The following is a 15,932-nucleotide window of genomic DNA, read 5'->3' as shown; positions in this document are numbered from 1 at the left end:
ATGTTTTTTTATTATACGGTAATTGCTACGACCAAGCCTTCATTAGACCTGACATTGAACACTGTTTGATCTTCAAAAATCCAGTATTGTCCTTTAACTCCAACGAGTTTCCCTCGATAACTTCCTTCTTTCACCAAATTCAAACTCTTTGGCTTTTCTGGGTATTGATGTACTGGAAAATTGATGTGCATTTCTTTGGCTTCCTCACGGTAATACTCTTGCGCCTCTTCAGGAATCAGGTGTTTCAATTTTTCTCTCCACTCTGTTAAATCCGCGTCTTCTATATCGTTTTTAAGCATTTTTCTCCAGTTCGTCTTATCGGCCACTTCTGCCTTTAAAGCGACTTCGGTAATTCCGGCTAGATATCTATTCGGTACTTCTACCAACTCAATAGCTTCATGGGCACCTTGGTCGATCCAACGTGTAGGCACCTGGCTTTTTCTGGTCACCCCTACTTTTACATTGCTAGAATTTGCCAGATACACGATATGAGGTTGTAATTGCGCTTGTTTTTCGTAGGCCAAATCTCTGTCTTCAATCCCCAAATGGGCTTTACTGAGTTCTGGTCTCATTATCCAGTCTCCTGCCTTTGCTGATTCAAAAAAACAGCTTTTACAAAACCCTTGTCTAAAAATTTCTTTCGGTTCTCCACAGCTCAAACACTCATACCCCACAAAACTCAAGCTCACAGTTTTGTTAAGCAACTGATTTACATTTAAAAAGTCGGCTCCCATATCGAGATAATACTGCACAGACTCCAAATTTTCAGTCGCCATTTTTTTTAACACTCCTTGATATTGCATAACTTAAATTTTATTACTTTTAGCTGAAATTTCACACTAGAACTCGCTGTCTCTTGGAAGCCTAGTAGCTTTTTTTTCGACAGCCGTTCTGAATAGACTTTAAAGCACAAACTTAAAAAATATATGGCGTTTCCGTTTATAAATTCGATCATTTCTTGGTTTCTAAAGAAACGCAAACACCAAGTCGAACTGTTTTTAAAATACCCTATTGACGTTCAGAATGAACTGCTACTAAAACTAATTCAATCGGCAAAAAACACGGAACTTGGCAAGCAATATGGGTATTCAAAAATTAAAAGTTACGAAGAATTTGCTAAGCGGGTTCCCATTCAGAAATACGAAAGTATAGAACCGCTTATTGAACGTTGTAGAAAAGGGGAGCAAAATATATTTTGGCCCCATCCCATCCGATGGTTTGCTAAATCGAGTGGAACCACCAATGCAAAAAGCAAGTTTATTCCCGTTAGTGAAGCTGCGATAGAGAACTGCCATATGAAGGCAGGTAAAGACATGCTTTGCCTATACATCAATAACAATCCAAACGCACAGCTCTTTACAGGGAAAGGACTTCGACTTGGCGGTAGTGCTGCGGTATATGAGGACAACAATTCCTATTTTGGTGATTTGTCAGCGATCATTATCGAAAACATGCCCTTTTGGGCTGACTTTAGCTCAGCTCCCAAACAAGAAGTTGCTTTAATGAGCGAATGGGAAACCAAAATGGAGGCTATTATTGAAGAAACTATTCACGAAAACATCACGAGTTTGGTTGGCGTACCATCATGGATGCTCGTACTGCTAAACAGAGTACTAGAAAAAACTGGAAAAGACAATATTCTAGAAGTTTGGCCCAATTTAGAAGTATACTTTCACGGAGGTGTCAACTTCAATCCCTACAGAGAACAATACAAAAAGCTCATTCCTAAAGAAGATTTTCGCTATTACGAAACCTATAACGCTTCAGAAGGATTTTTTGCCATTCAAGACCGTAACGACAGTGACGAAATGTTACTAATGTTGGACTATGGTATCTTCTACGAGTTTATCCCAATGGCCAACTATCGCGGAGAACACTCGCAAGCCATTCCTTTGTCAGCAGTTGAAAAAGACGTAAACTACGCTGTAGTGATTACTACCAATGGTGGACTGTGGAGATATTTGATTGGAGATACGGTTAAATTTACCTCAACACGCCCCTACCGCATAAAAATCACCGGGCGCACCAAGCATCACATCAATGTTTTTGGAGAAGAACTCATTATCGAAAATGCCGAGATCAGCTTAAAAACGGCCTGTGAAAAAACCAATGCTTCTGTAAAAGAGTATACAGTAGCTCCTGTATTTATGAACAGTGACACTCAAGGAGCACATGAGTGGATTATCGAATTTGATAAAGCACCGGAAAATTTAGCATTCTTTACAGAGCTACTAGACAATACGCTTAAGAATTGTAATTCCGATTACGAGGCAAAACGCTATAACAACATGACCCTTGCCATGCCCAAAGTTCACGAAGCAAAAGAAGGACTGTTTTACGAGTGGCTTAAGAGGAAAGGAAAACTTGGAGGACAGCACAAAGTCCCGAGACTTTCCAATACTAGAGAACATTTGGAAGAACTACTCAGTCTTCAAGAAGTATAATGACCAGCATCACAGCACTTCTCCTAGAAAACCCTGATTTTAGTAGTGATCTATACGATATTGCTCAGGTACAGTCACATCCTAAAAACAGTACTATTCACGAAGCAGGGCATCGTTGCAATCATCTCTACTTGGTAAACACAGGGCTTATTCGTGTTTTTTACCTCAAAGAAGGCAAAGACATCACGGTTCATTTGGCAAAAGAACAAGAGAGCTTTACCGCTATTGACAGTTTATTTCAAAACAAAAAAAGCACCTACAGTATAGAAACCTTAGAGCCTAGTGAACTCATTCGAATATCTGCAGAAGCACTCGAACAATTGTTAAGCTCAAAGCCGCATTACGAGCGTATTGGACGCCTCTTTACCCAAAATATTTATATCGAACTGGCGACTCGATTACACCATTTACAATTGCACACCGCGCGTGAACGCTATCAAATTTTGACACAAAAACACCCCGACTTGCTTCGGCGAGTACCCGCAAAGCACCTCGCTTCGTATTTGGGTATGACAGCGGAAACTTTTAGTAGAATTCGGTATTAGCCAAAGTCTTGACAAATGTCAAGAACTTCATCAATCCCCCTGAGTATCTTTGACTAAAGATATTTATTTATGAAAATCAAAGAACTACTTCAGGCTTTTTACAAAGGCAATAAACTCCCTGAAAATGGCGGTGTAAACGATACCCACTTCAATTTGTATATTGGAAATGTACCGCTGAAACTCCCGAATCCAACGTTTCGAAAACAACAGCTCATTTATCACGACTTAACGCACGTGCTATACCAACGAAACACCGATTGGAAGGGAGAAGCCTTTATAGCAGGATGGGAAATTGCTACTGGACTGTGGCAAAAGTTCCCTATCGGACTCCTGAGCTTGTGGGCATTTGGCGTGAGCATAGTGCTCTACCCGATCCAAACACTCCACGGCTATCGTGCGGGCATACACTCAAAAAATTTCTACGAACTTCCTTGGACTGTGGAAGACATCAAAGAACTCTCTCTTGACCAGCTTACTCGAAGTATGAAAAAAAGAGCATCCAATTCACGAAAAATCCGCCTATGGATACTCTTTTGTATGGCCATACCGACAAGTATCACACTCGTCAGCTTTCCTCTACTCTTGGTTATTTTATATTTCGTTTACTGATGTCCCAATATCCGACTCCAGCCGTTAGTATAAAACACGCACAACTAAAAACCGTAACTTTAGACAAACCCAACAACAAAGGTTGCTGATCACCTAAAGAAAGTGATAACACATTGTATGCATATGGGAAATATATAGACTCAGGAGCTTGAGAAACAATCAACCCTGTAATCACCAAACACATTCCGACAGTTATGGGAATAATAAAATTTTTAAATCGAAAACTCATCCAGAACTGAATCCCTACGATTCCTAGAGATGCGACAAATGACAACGATAGCATTTTCACATATTTCAAGTAATGCGGTTGATAATTTACAAACTGTAGTTCTGAAAATAAGATTCCCAACAAGTACCCCAATCCGATAATCGCCGTTAAAAACACTACATAAGTAAACACTATGGTTACTAGCACCACAGAAAGTTTCCCGAAGTAGACACTCCATTTAGGAACGGGCTGTACAAACAACTGTTTTAACCCCGTAGCTTTGTGTTCTACTTGAATAATCAAACTCGTTATTAACACGATAAACATCGGCACGAAAAAAGGGATGGAATTCTCCACTTGGTTTGCCATAAATTTAGTCCAAGGGTTTACTCCTTCCGCTGGGGCAAGTTCAGCGTGTTTTACTGCATACACAATAAAAAACAGCAGTGGAATCACCAGAGCACTGATTAAAGTTAACCAAAAGGCAAAGGTTCTTCTCAACTTTGCCATTTCATTTTGGGTATTTGCGAAGTAATACGTTATTGCTGTCATGGTTTTAATTTTCGGTTAGTGTTAAAAATAGGTCCTCCAAACTGTTCTTAATTACTACTTGATACACAGCTACGTCTTTTGCTCGAAAACCATCTATCAATGTGGCAATATCACTTTTACAACCGATTTCCACGAGCAACATTCCGTCTTCATTTTCTACTAATTTCACTCCTTGCGTTTCTAGCACAGCTAAGGCATCAATGAACTTATCGACCTCTAAGGCAACTTGGAGCTGATCTCCTTTTGCATTTTTTAGCGCTGTTACGGTATCTTGATATAGCATTTTCCCATCTCGAATAATCCCTACATGAGAGCAGGTCTTTTCTATTTCACTCAACAAATGACTCGACACAAAAACGGTAGTTCCGTATTTCGTATTGAGTTCTTTTATCAGCGTTCTCATTTCAATAATCCCTTTAGGATCTAGGCCGTTGGTTGGCTCATCTAAAATCAATAACTCTGGATTGCTCAACAAGGCAATCGCCAATCCTAACCGTTGTTTCATTCCTAAAGAAAACGCTTTTACCTTTTTGGAACCGACGTGTGCTAACTTCACGATTTCCAATACCTCAAAAATGCGTTCTTCGGTGATTTTACCTCTGTATTTGGCAGCAATTCTCAGATTTTCTAACGCTGATAAATGACCGTACAAGGACGGGTTTTCAATAAGCGCCCCCACTTTTGACAAGTTCGTTAAGCGAGTTCTAGACTCCATAGGAGCTCCGAACATCGCTACCTCGCCTTCGTGTTTCTTCAACAGCCCTAAAATTAAGCGGATGGTTGTACTCTTCCCTGAACCGTTGGGTCCCAGGAAACCATAAATACTTCCTTGAGGCACCCGGAGATCCATTCCTTGGATATCCTTCCCTGATTTCCCATAAGAAAAGCCAAGGTTTTTAGTTTCTACAATTAAACTATTCATAATTTTGGTTTATTAGTTTATTACCTCTTAAACGAATAAGCTCAAAAAATGTAACGAAATAGTAGTAGTCGCCGCTGTAGAATCGATCTGTTTACAGCGGGTTACTCTTCAATTTTTGTAGATATAAAAATGGGTTGACGGTATTGAATTTTTACTGGAATTCCTCGTTTAGTTGCCGGAATTACTACGGGTAATTCCCGTATTGCCACTTCAATGATACTGTCGAGCTGCGGAAGACTGTCAGCTAAATCCATAGAAGCCTCCACCTTATCCAACTCAACGACTCCTGTTGCCTGAATTAACAGATAAATATCTAAAGCGGCATCAAGATCTTGTTTCACTGTAAAATCGACTCTTTTTATCACCGATTCCATGTGATTTTTTAGGGTTTCTCCAAAGCAACGGGCTCGCTTTGTTCCCAACAAATCCTTACACGATTCAAATGCTGGAGATTGATCCACCGTAAGTGTATCGATAACTACAGGCTCAATTTTAGCTGTAGTTTTCCTAGGAAACCCATCACAAGCTCCTAAGCTTAAAGCGATAACAACAAAGAAAACGACGGTTTGTGGCCACCTCATGACATTCTATTTGAGATGAAAGTACGAAATTTTATCCTATTCCAATATTTCTCCCTTTTGAAAGTAGTGTTTTTTTATGACGAGTACTCGCTTTTTGGCGTGATCTGTTAACAGAGAATCGATACTTTCAAAACGATCGATATACATTTTGTAATACTCGTAAGCTATTTTTTTATCCTTATAATACGACTCCGATTTTGTAGCCAGCTGGTACAAGGCTCTGTAGTTATCACGGTTCTCATCCATGGCTTTTTTATACATTTTTATAGCCATTAGGTCTTTTTTTTGCTCACTTAAGGTTCGTGCTAACCTGTAATATTCCGCATCTCTGCTATCTTTCCCTACCCATGTTGCCATTCGGTAATACAGTGCAGCTCGCTTGTAATTTTTAGTTTCAAATGCGATATCTCCTAAATAGGTATACACTTTATGATCACCTCTATCCAAATTACGCGCTACCATAAAATACTCCCTTGCTTCTGGATAGCGCTTTAGCTTAAACAGGCTTCTTCCCAACATTTTTTTAATGTAGTGTTCATTTGGCCGCACGCTGTCTAGACTTTTTAGCTGCCCCACAACCTTTTCAAATTCCCCAGAGCGATAACGGGCATTCGCTTGTAGCTTGTTTAACTCGAAATGATGGGGTGCTCGCCGTAGTCCCTTTTCCATAAACAACGCAGCAGAATCTCTATCGTTTAAAAGAGTGTAACTCACAGCTAATTTTTCCAATACCTTAACATGCGAACTGTCGCGCTGAAAAGCCTCCAAAAAACTGTCAATACGCTTATTATTCTTCCCCAACAACCCAAATACGATCCCTTTGTAATACGGGTAATTGGCATTTGTAGGATCCCTTTTCTGAAGATTCTGAAACACCAAAAGCGCTTGCTTTGCCTTGCGCTTTAGCAGGTACAATTTTCCGAGTTCATAAGCGACTAACATATTCTCTACTTCTTTTTCATGCAGCGATTCATACAACCTCAGCGCGGCGTCGTACTGTTTCGTCTTTTTCAATAAGGCAGCCAGTTTCATCGTTGCCTTTGGTTCATACCTCAAGGCTAGCGCTTGCTGATATGCCTCAATGGCCAATCGATTTCTATCGAGTAAGGCATTCACCTTAGCCACGTAATTGTACTTCTCAAATGAATCAGGCATTTTATCGAGCTTCCCAAGCACCTCGATATAGTTTCCTTTTTCTAAGGTTTCTGCAATTTGCTTAAACTGCGATTCTTGGCTGGCTAATGGTAAGCCAACCAAGAATACGATAATCGTTAAAAATATTTTCTTCACCCTTCTTTTTTTAATAAATCGTAAACATAATAGGCAAGGTATACTTTACAGATACCTCCTTACCGTCAACCTTACCTGGTTTTAGTTTCGGCAACTTTTTTAACACCTTTACTATATCTTTCTCAACTTTTTCATGGGGTGCTCGAACACCTATATGTTCGATGGTTCCCTTTTTGGTAATCCTAAAAATAGCATATGCGCGATGTCCCCCTTTTTTAAGCCCTAATTTTGTCCAAGATTTCATATCCAAATTCTCAACCACAAATTTGCTAATCGAAGTAGACAAACACTTTCTATTCCCTTCCTCACAACCAGGGAAAGTTGGTGAAAATTCTAAATTCCCAAAAGCGACACTATTATCATCCGATGCTTTTGCTTCCATATCTAAGTAGATAAACAAAATTTTTCGTCCACCTTTGTCTTCTAGTACTTTCAACGGCTTGTGTAAAAAGGTTCCGTCATCGTGCTTCACTCTCGCTTTTTCTAGCCTCTCGTACTCTGCTAACTCTTCTTTTGTCAACTCCGTAAGAGGCACCTCTCTTAAATCAGGGTGTTTCGTCCCCATCATAAGATTAAAATACCCCGTTCTTTTAGTGGTTATCCTCTTCGATTTATTCTTACTCGCCAAAATAATCTCGATCAAATCTTTTTGTGCACCTGCTTGTGTATTTTGTGCGATTGCCTCCGAGCAGGAAGTGTACATAATTGCGAAAACCATAACAGGTACCAGCAATAAATACCTGAGTTGCTTTGTTCTTGCTGATTGTTTTTTTAAAATCATAACTATTCTCTTTTTTACTTGGGATTGTTTATAAAACTGGTTCACAAACGATATTCCTTCCACCTCAAATACTTCCGATAATAATTGATTGATATAACGATCGGGTGAAGACTCTTCAGCAATGACTGCATCAGAAATATACTCGTGAACTAAAATGATTCTCTTTTGGTATACATACAGTAATGGATTAAACCACATCAATACTTTAAGCGTTTCAAAAACTAGCAAATCTAAACTGTGTTTTTGACGACTGTGGACCAGCTCGTGCTTTAGGATTTCTCTCCGCTTACTTTTGGGAACGGCACTACCGATAAATATCAGATTAAAGAAAGAAAAGGCTTTGGTACTATTGGCAAGCTCTACGATCCGATACTTCCCTCTTTTTTCCGATTTCTCAGCAAGAAAATAAAATCGAATAATTTTACTTAACTTGTATAGAAAAACCAGTAAAGACAGCCCTACCCCTGCACTGTAAACAAGCCCAAAGTAATCGATAGACTGATACCACTTCGATTCTTCGATAACCGACTGAGGAGATAGCACTAACTCCGGTAAAACCACCATATACTCTGCAGTAAACGCTTCTTGAACGCTCGACACCTTAAACAAGGGTAGCAGAAATGCCAGCACTGCCGTTATCAACAAATACCATCTGTTTTTTGTGAAAAACGTTTCTTTACTCAGAAAGAAATCGTACAACATTAAAAACAACAACTGCAGGGTTACCACCTGAATTATATAATTAATCATCTTTTATCTTTTTATTTCAATAGTTATTACAAACAGTATAGACGCTCCTTTCATTACTACGGAGCACTGCGATTCACCTACTTATGAAACACATAAACACCTCAATACACACTAAAAAAAGCCCTGTAGCAATTCTTTATGAGCTCTCACTCTAAAAAAGTTTCCTCTCTTTCACGGCAATTCCCCGCACAACTCCTCTTCAAATGAAATCTCGAGTATCAAAAACCCCGAAACTCCCTGTCACCGCAATCTTCCCTTTTTACTCGTTTCTTTTTCTCTTTTCAAGTTCTTCCATGATACTTTGAAGTTCTGCCGTATCCATTTTATTCTCCTTCATAAAAAAAGAAACCATCGACTTAAACGAACCTCCAAAATACCCATTGAGTAATTTGTGCAGACTTTGATTACTGTAATTTGATTTTTCAATTAATGGATAATACAGATAACCACGTCCTTTAGGCTTGTGCGCTACAAACTCTTTTACCTCCAAAATGCGAATAATCGTCGATACGGTATTGTAAGCAGGTTTAGGATCCTCCATTTCGGCTCTGACATCTTTAACCGAGGCTTCTCCTAACCTCCACAACACTTGCATCACCTGCTCTTCCGCTTTGGTTAATTGCTTGCTCATACTATGTAATTAAATTTAATTCCTCACAAATATAACTAATTATTTAGTTTAAACTAATTTTTTAGTTTTATTTTTTTGTAACAGTCCTCCTTTTCAATCGTCAAATAAGCATACAACCTTTAAAAACACTAATGCTATGGACACATTTCTAGTACTCATTGGCTTTCTTTTTGCCATTTTGGGATTGATAGGTTCTTTTTTACCGATATTACCAGGTCCCATCACAGGCTGGGTAGGACTTCTACTACTTCATCTAACCAAAGCGGTTCCGAACAACAGTACCTTTCTCATTATTACATTTGTCATTGCTCTTTTTATATTTATCATTGACTATTTTATACCCGCCATGGGTACCAAACGGTTTGGCGGATCAAAGTACGGAGCTTATGGTACCACAATTGGACTCATTATAGGCTTATTATCTCCTATTCCTTTCGGAATACTCATCGGTGCTTTTCTCGGGGCTTTGGTAGGCGAACTGCTTTACGACAGTTCAGACGGAGGAAGAGCCATAAAGGCTTCGTTTGGAGCGTTCTTAGGGTTTTTAGTATCCGTAGTACTTAAATTTACCGTATCGGCAACTTACTTCGTACTTTTTTTGACGACCTTCTGGGAATTCAAACACAATTTCTGGGGTTGATATAGGCACAAAAAAAAAGCAACCCATCTCAGGGAAGCTTTCCATTGGTAACAAAACCATGGTGCTTTTCAGCACCTTAACAACACAACTAAACGCTGCCTTTAAAAAAAGACAGCCTGCAAATATACAAAGTTTTTTATTACCACAAAATATTTTTCATTTTTTTTCAAAAAAAACAAATCTGTTCAAGACGTCGAATTATTGTATTATTTTCCAATAGATTGTATCTTTGCTCTTTTAATAGAAACAAGAAAATACAAAGTAATGCAATTATCAGAACAAGAAGTTGTACGTAGAGAAAAACTCGCAAAACTACGCGAGTTAGGCATCAATCCTTATCCAGCAAACCTATATCCTTTAGATACAAACTCCAAGGAAATTAAACAGGACTATAAGGAAGGGAAAAAGGTTACTATTGCAGGTAGATTAATGTCTCGACGTATCCAAGGTAAAGCTTCTTTTGCTGAATTGCAAGATAGCAACGGACGCGTACAGGTTTATTTCAATCGCGATGAAATTTGTACTGGTGAAGACCATACACTATACAATGACGTATACAAGAAACTTTTAGATATCGGAGATTTTATCGGTATTGAAGGAGAGTTGTTTAAAACTCAAGTAGGTGAAATTACCGTATTGGTTAAAAACTTCACCTTATTGAGCAAGTCATTAAAGCCACTTCCTTTACCAAAAGAAAAGGACGGAGTTGTTTACGATGAATTTAACGACCCAGAAATGCGCTACCGTCAGCGTTACGCCGACTTAGTAGTAAACCCACAAGTAAAAGAAGTATTTGTAAAGCGTACAAAACTATTTACGGCCATGCGTCAATTTTTTAACGATGCAGGTTATTTTGAAGTAGAAACACCTATTTTACAACCGATTCCTGGAGGAGCTGCTGCCCGTCCATTTATCACCCACCACAATGCTCTTGACATTCCATTATACATGCGAATTGCCAACGAATTGTATTTAAAGCGTTTGATCGTAGGTGGATTTGACGGTGTGTATGAATTTTCGAAAAACTTCCGTAACGAAGGTATGGACAGAACCCATAACCCAGAGTTCACCGCCATGGAAATTTACGTGGCTTACAAGGACTACAACTGGATGATGGACTTTACCGAAAAATTATTAGAGCACTGTGCTTTAGCAGTAAACGGTACTACCGAAGCGACCTTTGGAGAACACAAAGTTGACTTTAAAGCTCCGTATGCCCGTGTTACGATGGCTGACTCTATCAAGCACTTTACCGGATTTGATATCAACGGAAAAACCGAAGATGAAATTCGCAGTGCAGCCAAAGAAATGGGTATTGAAGTAGACGATACTATGGGGAAAGGTAAATTAATCGATGAGATTTTCGGAGAGAAATGTGAAGGAAACTACATCCAACCTACATTTATTACCGACTATCCAAAAGAAATGTCTCCGTTGTGTAAAGAACACAGAGAAAACCCTGAATTGACAGAGCGATTTGAATTGATGGTTTGTGGAAAGGAAATCGCCAATGCTTATTCAGAATTAAACGACCCTATAGATCAACGCGAGCGATTTGAAGCTCAGTTAAAACTGGCAGAACGCGGTGATGACGAGGCAGGAGAATTTATTGACCACGATTTCTTACGTGCGTTAGAGTACGGAATGCCTCCTACTTCGGGATTAGGAATTGGTATGGACCGTTTAATCATGTTCTTAACCAACAACCAATCAATTCAGGAAGTATTGTTCTTCCCACAAATGAAGCCTGAGAAAAAAGCTCCAACTGTAGCTTTAAACGATGAGGAAAAAGCTGTTTTAGCCCTCTTAGAAAAAGCTGAAAAAATTGGTTTAAACGATCTAAAAGCAGCAAGTGGATTATCGAATAAAAAATGGGATAAAACCATCAAAGGACTGACCAAGAACAAATTGGCTAAAGTTGAAAAGACTGAAGAAGGACTTTTTGTTGAAGTGGTTTAAGATTCTATACAGAAAAATATCAAACAAATTGAGAAAGAGAATTGCTTAAGGTGATTCTCTTTTTCGTTTTCATTTGCTAGCCAACAGTACCCAAAAAGATTGAAAAATTCATAGTCTATTTAGAAGAAGAAGTTTCAAATAACTAGGCACTTGCACGTTTCAACAAGATTAATACTATTTTAAATCGAGCAGCAAAAGAGAAAATCACTGTTGAAAATCCTGCAAAATTTGTTACTCTTAAATCTAATCTCTAGTTTTGAGCAATGATGCAACAAAATTCACTCTGGCAACTTGCCCTTCGCAAGTTTAGAACAAAAACTACCGGGCTTATCAGTTTGGCATACATCTGCCTCTGTGGATTCTTCGCTGTTTTTTGCTACCTATTTGCCCCTGACAGCTCAAACAGCGCCAATCAAATGCATCTAGAGATTCATTCGAAACCTCCGGGTTTTGAAGCGACGATACTTTCAATTCCAGGAACGACAGCACAATCACAGTCCTCCCTGTCAAAAATCTTGTTCGGAACACGTACGCTACACACGGAAATCGCCATTGACAGCTATCGCATAAGTACTACCCACCTAATTACCTCAGCAATCGACAGCAAGCTCGAAAAAAAATATCCTCTTAGCCTGTTTCAGCAGCAACCGAAAAACTACCTGCAACAGCGCACCTTTTGGTTTGGAACAGACAAATACGGTCGTGACCTATTAAGCAGAATCTTGGTAGGTGCTCGAATCTCTTTCTTTATCGGTTTTATCGCTGTGTTTATTTCCCTTTTGGTGGGGATCCCGTTGGGAGCCTTAGCGGGCTACTACGGAGGAAAAGTAGACGCTTTCATTATGTGGATTATCAATATTACTTGGTCTATCCCCACGCTATTACTAGTTATCGCCATCACTTTAGCGCTGGGCAAAGGTTATTGGCAAGTCTTTATCGCCGTTGGCCTCACCATGTGGGTAGAAGTAGCTCGTGTAGTACGAGGACAGGTCATGACCACGAAACAACAGCAGTACGTAGAAGCGGCCAGAGCCTTAGGCTATTCAGATGTTCGCATCATCTTTAAACATATACTCCCCAATATACTCGCTCCAATTATCGTTATTTCTGCAGCCAATTTTGCTGCTGCCATACTCATTGAAAGCGGTTTGAGTTTTTTAGGTATCGGAGCGCAACCTCCAACACCTTCATGGGGGGCAATTATAAAAAACCACTACAACTACATCATCGTAGGAAAACCTTATTTAGCGCTGATACCGGGCATGGCAATTATGATGCTCGTCATGGCTTTTATGCTGTTAGGAAACACCTTACGAGACACCCTTGACGTCAAAGGCTAATCTTAACAAGGATTCCTTAAAAAACTCGTAAGAAATTGACTAATTTCGTTTTTTCACAAAAAAAATAACTACATGAGTTTTTCTGTAAAATTTACAACTCGTTGGGCAGATTTCGACGCCAATATACACATGCGTCACACGGCCTATAACGACTATGCAGCGGAGTCTCGCTTGCGCTTTTTTAAAAAACACAACATTACCATTCGCGATTTTTCAATGGAAAAAATAGGGCCAATTCTCTTTGAAGAGAACACCAAATTTCTCCGTGAAATCCACCTAGGCGAAGACATTACTGTCAATCTAAAAGTAAACGGCCTTTCTAGCAAAGGAGAACGCTGGAAAATCCAACACGAAGTTTTTAATCAGGCAGGACAACTCTCAGCGGTAATTACTGTATACGGAGCTTGGCTCGACTTGGTAAAACGAAAGTTAACAACACCCCCTGAAAAATTCCAAGCTATTTTTAGCAATGTTGAACGCACAGAAGATTTTCAAGAAATCCCAATGAAAAACGCATGACCCTATCCCGAAGTATTAAACTAGGCCTTACGCTGGTTGGCGTTGGCTACTTTGCCTGGAAGCGCTACGGAAAACACTTTGTTGCTACCAATACAGAAACTGCAGAAGTTTCAGTACAACAACACGATGAGCACAGCGCATTGTTTACCCCCAATTCAACCACAGGAGTCCACATCAAACACCAAGGCTACCAACTGTCGTACAACGAACAGCACGAACAAGCAGAATGGGTAGCCTACACCTTAAACAAAAACGACTTTAACAGAAATAAATTCAAACGTCCTTACTTTACGAACGACCCTAAAGTTCGCACAAAATCGGCCGATTGGAAAAGTTATAAAAAATCGGGATACGACAAAGGCCACTTGTGCCCAGCGGGTGATCGCAAATCATCTAAAGCAGCGTATAACGAAACGTTTTACACCTCAAACGTGAGTCCACAAACCCACGAATTCAATGCGGGTATTTGGCACAGTTTAGAAAATAAAATTCGTCATTGGGCCGCGAAAAACAAACAGTTATACATCGTAACTGGAGGCGTATTGACCGGTGAATTAAAAACGATAGGAAAGAGAAACAAAGTCAGCGTTCCAAACTACTTTTATAAAATAGTATTGGACTACAGTAGCAAACCGTATAAAACCATTGCGTTTTTAATGCCTCACAAGGCTTCTAAGCGAAGTATTTACAACTACGTTGTATCGATAGATGAAATTGAAAAAGTCACTGGAATCGACTTCTTTTCAAAACTAGATGACTCTTTAGAAAATAAATTAGAAGCGCAGCGAAATTACCAACCATGGCTTTTATAAGCACAAAAAAACCGAGCTTAGCTCGGTTTTTTTTTATGTACTATGTAAGTACTTATTTCTTTAAAGCGTATCCAGTCCAAGCGAACTTAGTAAAATCTGCTCCTCTACCTGCTTTCATTGACAAGTTGTTTCCACTTGCAGTGATAGCGGCAGTATCTTCAGTTACAGTTCCTGTAATAGTTCCTCCAACTTTATTAGATCCTACAGTTCCCATTTTGTATGAATTTGTAATGGTTAAAGTACCGTTACCTTTGCTATCATCCGTATCGATTAAGTTTCCGAAAGATGCTCCGTTATAGGCAGCGAACAATGCGTTATCGATAGTAGCTACAGTACCTCTTCTGATCTCAGCTCCTGCTTTTAATGCAGTGATTGGAGATAAGTTTAAGATAGTAACATTCTTCATTGTCGGTTTAGAAACTGGTGCTGCAGTAGGATCAGATCCGTTGCTATCTCCTTCGATTCCTCTTGGATCTTCAGTAGCATCGTTAAATCCATTTTCTCTAACTCCAAACATATTGTTCATAGTTCCTGTGTATCCACCAGTAAAGTCGAACATATCATCCTTGATGTTTACACACATTATGTTTTCAACGTTTACAGTACCACCGAAGAACTCGATACCATCATCAGCTCCGTTAGCAATGTACAAGTTGTTAATTACAGTTTTAGACCCTACAGAATATAAAGATACTCCATTAAATTCTTGATCACCGTTAATTTTAGCTCCTGTATACTGAGTTTTTACATAAGTTAAAACTCCTGAATTATCATCGTCTTGAGTACCACCGTACTTTAAACCAGCAACTTCAGTTTCAGCTTCAGCTCCTTTGTTAGTTCTCGCTTTACCAGCAATTACGATACCTCCCCAGTCACCTGGTCTTCCGTTAGTTGCATCTGAAGTAAATACGATAGGCTTTGCAGCAGTTCCGGCAGCCATTAACTTAGCTCCTCTTTCAACTGCAACGAATACATCAGTACCACCAGCTTTACACTTGATTGTAGTTCCCGCTTCAATTGTTAAGGTCTTTCCTTCTTTAACACGTAAAGAACTCGTTAACAAATACTCAGTACCCGCCTTTAACGTGATATCAGCATTTACATTTCCTTTTAAATCTTTTGGGTCAAAATCATTTTGACTATTGATTTCTAAATCGAATCCAGTATTCGGTTGTGGAGCTGGATCGTCATTAGAACATCCTACCATTAAAGAAGCAGAAACTGCTAAAGCTGATAATAATTTAATTGTCTTCATTTTCGTTTTAAGTTTATCTAAATTGTGTTGCAAATGTGGGGCTAATGCTTAAAATAAGGTTTACCTAAAGTTTAAGTAATCATTAATAAAAACG

The 15,932-nt window shown here is 39.2% G+C and carries 16 protein-coding genes; 8 read left to right on the top strand and 8 right to left on the bottom strand.

Going from position 1 to position 15,932, the window contains the following annotated elements:
• Nucleotides 1-11: 11 nt before the first annotated feature.
• Nucleotides 12-803, bottom strand: a complete 792-nt coding sequence (locus tag ACXAG7_RS11825) for a DUF2797 domain-containing protein (RefSeq protein WP_476666896.1) — start codon at nucleotides 801-803, stop codon at nucleotides 12-14.
• 123 nt (nucleotides 804-926) lie between these two features.
• On the opposite strand from ACXAG7_RS11825, the gene ACXAG7_RS11820 reads away from it, so the two are divergent.
• The 3 genes from ACXAG7_RS11820 (at nucleotide 927) to ACXAG7_RS11810 (ending at nucleotide 3,598) form a co-directional block, all read left to right on the top strand.
• Entirely contained in the window at nucleotides 927-2,444 is a 1,518-nt protein-coding gene (locus ACXAG7_RS11820; RefSeq protein ID WP_476666895.1) for a GH3 auxin-responsive promoter family protein, read from the top strand.
• Nucleotides 2,444-2,989: a Crp/Fnr family transcriptional regulator gene (locus ACXAG7_RS11815; RefSeq protein WP_476666894.1), complete on the top strand. Its 546-nt coding sequence runs from the start codon at nucleotides 2,444-2,446 to the stop codon at nucleotides 2,987-2,989. Before ACXAG7_RS11820 ends, ACXAG7_RS11815 begins: the two co-directional genes overlap by 1 nt.
• A 69-nt stretch (nucleotides 2,990-3,058) precedes the next feature.
• Nucleotides 3,059-3,598 carry a hypothetical protein gene (locus ACXAG7_RS11810; protein WP_408045339.1) on the top strand — a complete coding sequence of 180 codons (540 nt, stop codon included), beginning with the start codon at nucleotides 3,059-3,061 and terminating at the stop codon, nucleotides 3,596-3,598.
• On the opposite strand, the gene ACXAG7_RS11805 is transcribed toward ACXAG7_RS11810, so the two are convergent.
• From ACXAG7_RS11805 to ACXAG7_RS11780, 6 genes are all read right to left on the bottom strand, one after another.
• Nucleotides 3,576-4,358, bottom strand: coding sequence for an ABC transporter permease (locus tag ACXAG7_RS11805; RefSeq protein WP_408045340.1), 783 nt, complete (start codon nucleotides 4,356-4,358; stop codon nucleotides 3,576-3,578). The genes ACXAG7_RS11810 and ACXAG7_RS11805 overlap by 23 nt on opposite strands.
• Nucleotides 4,359-4,362: 4 nt before the next feature.
• Nucleotides 4,363-5,280, bottom strand: a complete 918-nt coding sequence (locus ACXAG7_RS11800) for an ABC transporter ATP-binding protein (protein WP_476666893.1) — start codon at nucleotides 5,278-5,280, stop codon at nucleotides 4,363-4,365.
• 101 nt (nucleotides 5,281-5,381) lie between these two features.
• Nucleotides 5,382-5,861, bottom strand: coding sequence for a hypothetical protein (locus ACXAG7_RS11795; protein ID WP_408045342.1), 480 nt, complete (start codon nucleotides 5,859-5,861; stop codon nucleotides 5,382-5,384).
• 36 nt (nucleotides 5,862-5,897) lie between these two features.
• Nucleotides 5,898-7,151: a tetratricopeptide repeat protein gene (locus ACXAG7_RS11790; protein ID WP_408045343.1), complete on the bottom strand. Its 1,254-nt coding sequence runs from the start codon at nucleotides 7,149-7,151 to the stop codon at nucleotides 5,898-5,900.
• A 10-nt stretch (nucleotides 7,152-7,161) separates the two neighbouring features.
• Entirely contained in the window at nucleotides 7,162-8,682 is a 1,521-nt protein-coding gene (locus ACXAG7_RS11785) for a M56 family metallopeptidase (RefSeq protein WP_476666892.1), read from the bottom strand.
• A 259-nt stretch (nucleotides 8,683-8,941) separates the two neighbouring features.
• The gene (locus ACXAG7_RS11780) at nucleotides 8,942-9,313 is read right to left on the bottom strand and encodes a BlaI/MecI/CopY family transcriptional regulator (protein WP_408045345.1); all 372 of its coding nucleotides are present in this window, start codon (nucleotides 9,311-9,313) and stop codon (nucleotides 8,942-8,944) included.
• A gap of 136 nt (nucleotides 9,314-9,449) precedes the next feature.
• Between ACXAG7_RS11780 and ACXAG7_RS11775 the strand changes: the two genes are divergently transcribed.
• From ACXAG7_RS11775 to ACXAG7_RS11755, 5 genes are all read left to right on the top strand, one after another.
• Nucleotides 9,450-9,953: a DUF456 domain-containing protein gene (locus ACXAG7_RS11775; protein WP_408045346.1), complete on the top strand. Its 504-nt coding sequence runs from the start codon at nucleotides 9,450-9,452 to the stop codon at nucleotides 9,951-9,953.
• A 264-nt stretch (nucleotides 9,954-10,217) separates the two neighbouring features.
• Nucleotides 10,218-11,912, top strand: coding sequence for a lysine--tRNA ligase (gene lysS, locus ACXAG7_RS11770; protein WP_476666891.1), 1,695 nt, complete (start codon nucleotides 10,218-10,220; stop codon nucleotides 11,910-11,912).
• A 263-nt stretch (nucleotides 11,913-12,175) separates the two neighbouring features.
• Complete coding sequence (locus ACXAG7_RS11765) at nucleotides 12,176-13,252, top strand: ABC transporter permease (protein WP_476666890.1); 1,077 nt, start codon at nucleotides 12,176-12,178, stop codon at nucleotides 13,250-13,252.
• Between the two features lie 72 nt (nucleotides 13,253-13,324).
• Nucleotides 13,325-13,771 (top strand): acyl-CoA thioesterase, encoded by a 447-nt coding sequence (locus ACXAG7_RS11760; RefSeq protein WP_476666889.1) that lies wholly within the window; start codon nucleotides 13,325-13,327, stop codon nucleotides 13,769-13,771.
• A complete protein-coding gene (locus ACXAG7_RS11755; RefSeq protein WP_476666888.1) occupies nucleotides 13,768-14,583 on the top strand; it encodes a DNA/RNA non-specific endonuclease in 816 nt (271 codons plus the stop codon). The genes ACXAG7_RS11760 and ACXAG7_RS11755 overlap by 4 nt, the downstream gene beginning before the upstream one ends.
• Nucleotides 14,584-14,635: 52 nt before the next feature.
• On the opposite strand, the gene ACXAG7_RS11750 is transcribed toward ACXAG7_RS11755, so the two are convergent.
• Nucleotides 14,636-15,838: a hypothetical protein gene (locus tag ACXAG7_RS11750; protein ID WP_408045351.1), complete on the bottom strand. Its 1,203-nt coding sequence runs from the start codon at nucleotides 15,836-15,838 to the stop codon at nucleotides 14,636-14,638.
• Nucleotides 15,839-15,932: the final 94 nt, after the last annotated feature.

It is taken from the genome of Tenacibaculum sp. AWR4_210 (assembly GCF_056160945.1).
This window is presented reverse-complemented; position numbering and strand designations above follow the sequence as displayed.

What these genes read in the sequence shown, in the direction of transcription:
- ACXAG7_RS11825 (WP_476666896.1), bottom strand. Translation starts at nt 803, where the DNA reads ATGCAATATCAAGGAGTGTTAAAAAAAATGGCGACTGAAAATTTGGAG.
- ACXAG7_RS11820 (WP_476666895.1), top strand. Translation starts at nt 927, where the DNA reads ATGGCGTTTCCGTTTATAAATTCGATCATTTCTTGGTTTCTAAAGAAA.
- ACXAG7_RS11815 (WP_476666894.1), top strand. Translation starts at nt 2,444, where the DNA reads ATGACCAGCATCACAGCACTTCTCCTAGAAAACCCTGATTTTAGTAGT.
- ACXAG7_RS11810 (WP_408045339.1), top strand. Translation starts at nt 3,059, where the DNA reads ATGAAAATCAAAGAACTACTTCAGGCTTTTTACAAAGGCAATAAACTC.
- ACXAG7_RS11805 (WP_408045340.1), bottom strand. Translation starts at nt 4,358, where the DNA reads ATGACAGCAATAACGTATTACTTCGCAAATACCCAAAATGAAATGGCA.
- ACXAG7_RS11800 (WP_476666893.1), bottom strand. Translation starts at nt 5,280, where the DNA reads ATGAATAGTTTAATTGTAGAAACTAAAAACCTTGGCTTTTCTTATGGG.
- ACXAG7_RS11795 (WP_408045342.1), bottom strand. Translation starts at nt 5,861, where the DNA reads ATGAGGTGGCCACAAACCGTCGTTTTCTTTGTTGTTATCGCTTTAAGC.
- ACXAG7_RS11785 (WP_476666892.1), bottom strand. Translation starts at nt 8,682, where the DNA reads ATGATTAATTATATAATTCAGGTGGTAACCCTGCAGTTGTTGTTTTTA.
- ACXAG7_RS11780 (WP_408045345.1), bottom strand. Translation starts at nt 9,313, where the DNA reads ATGAGCAAGCAATTAACCAAAGCGGAAGAGCAGGTGATGCAAGTGTTG.
- ACXAG7_RS11775 (WP_408045346.1), top strand. Translation starts at nt 9,450, where the DNA reads ATGGACACATTTCTAGTACTCATTGGCTTTCTTTTTGCCATTTTGGGA.
- lysS (WP_476666891.1), top strand. Translation starts at nt 10,218, where the DNA reads ATGCAATTATCAGAACAAGAAGTTGTACGTAGAGAAAAACTCGCAAAA.
- ACXAG7_RS11765 (WP_476666890.1), top strand. Translation starts at nt 12,176, where the DNA reads ATGATGCAACAAAATTCACTCTGGCAACTTGCCCTTCGCAAGTTTAGA.
- ACXAG7_RS11760 (WP_476666889.1), top strand. Translation starts at nt 13,325, where the DNA reads ATGAGTTTTTCTGTAAAATTTACAACTCGTTGGGCAGATTTCGACGCC.
- ACXAG7_RS11755 (WP_476666888.1), top strand. Translation starts at nt 13,768, where the DNA reads ATGACCCTATCCCGAAGTATTAAACTAGGCCTTACGCTGGTTGGCGTT.
- ACXAG7_RS11750 (WP_408045351.1), bottom strand. Translation starts at nt 15,838, where the DNA reads ATGAAGACAATTAAATTATTATCAGCTTTAGCAGTTTCTGCTTCTTTA.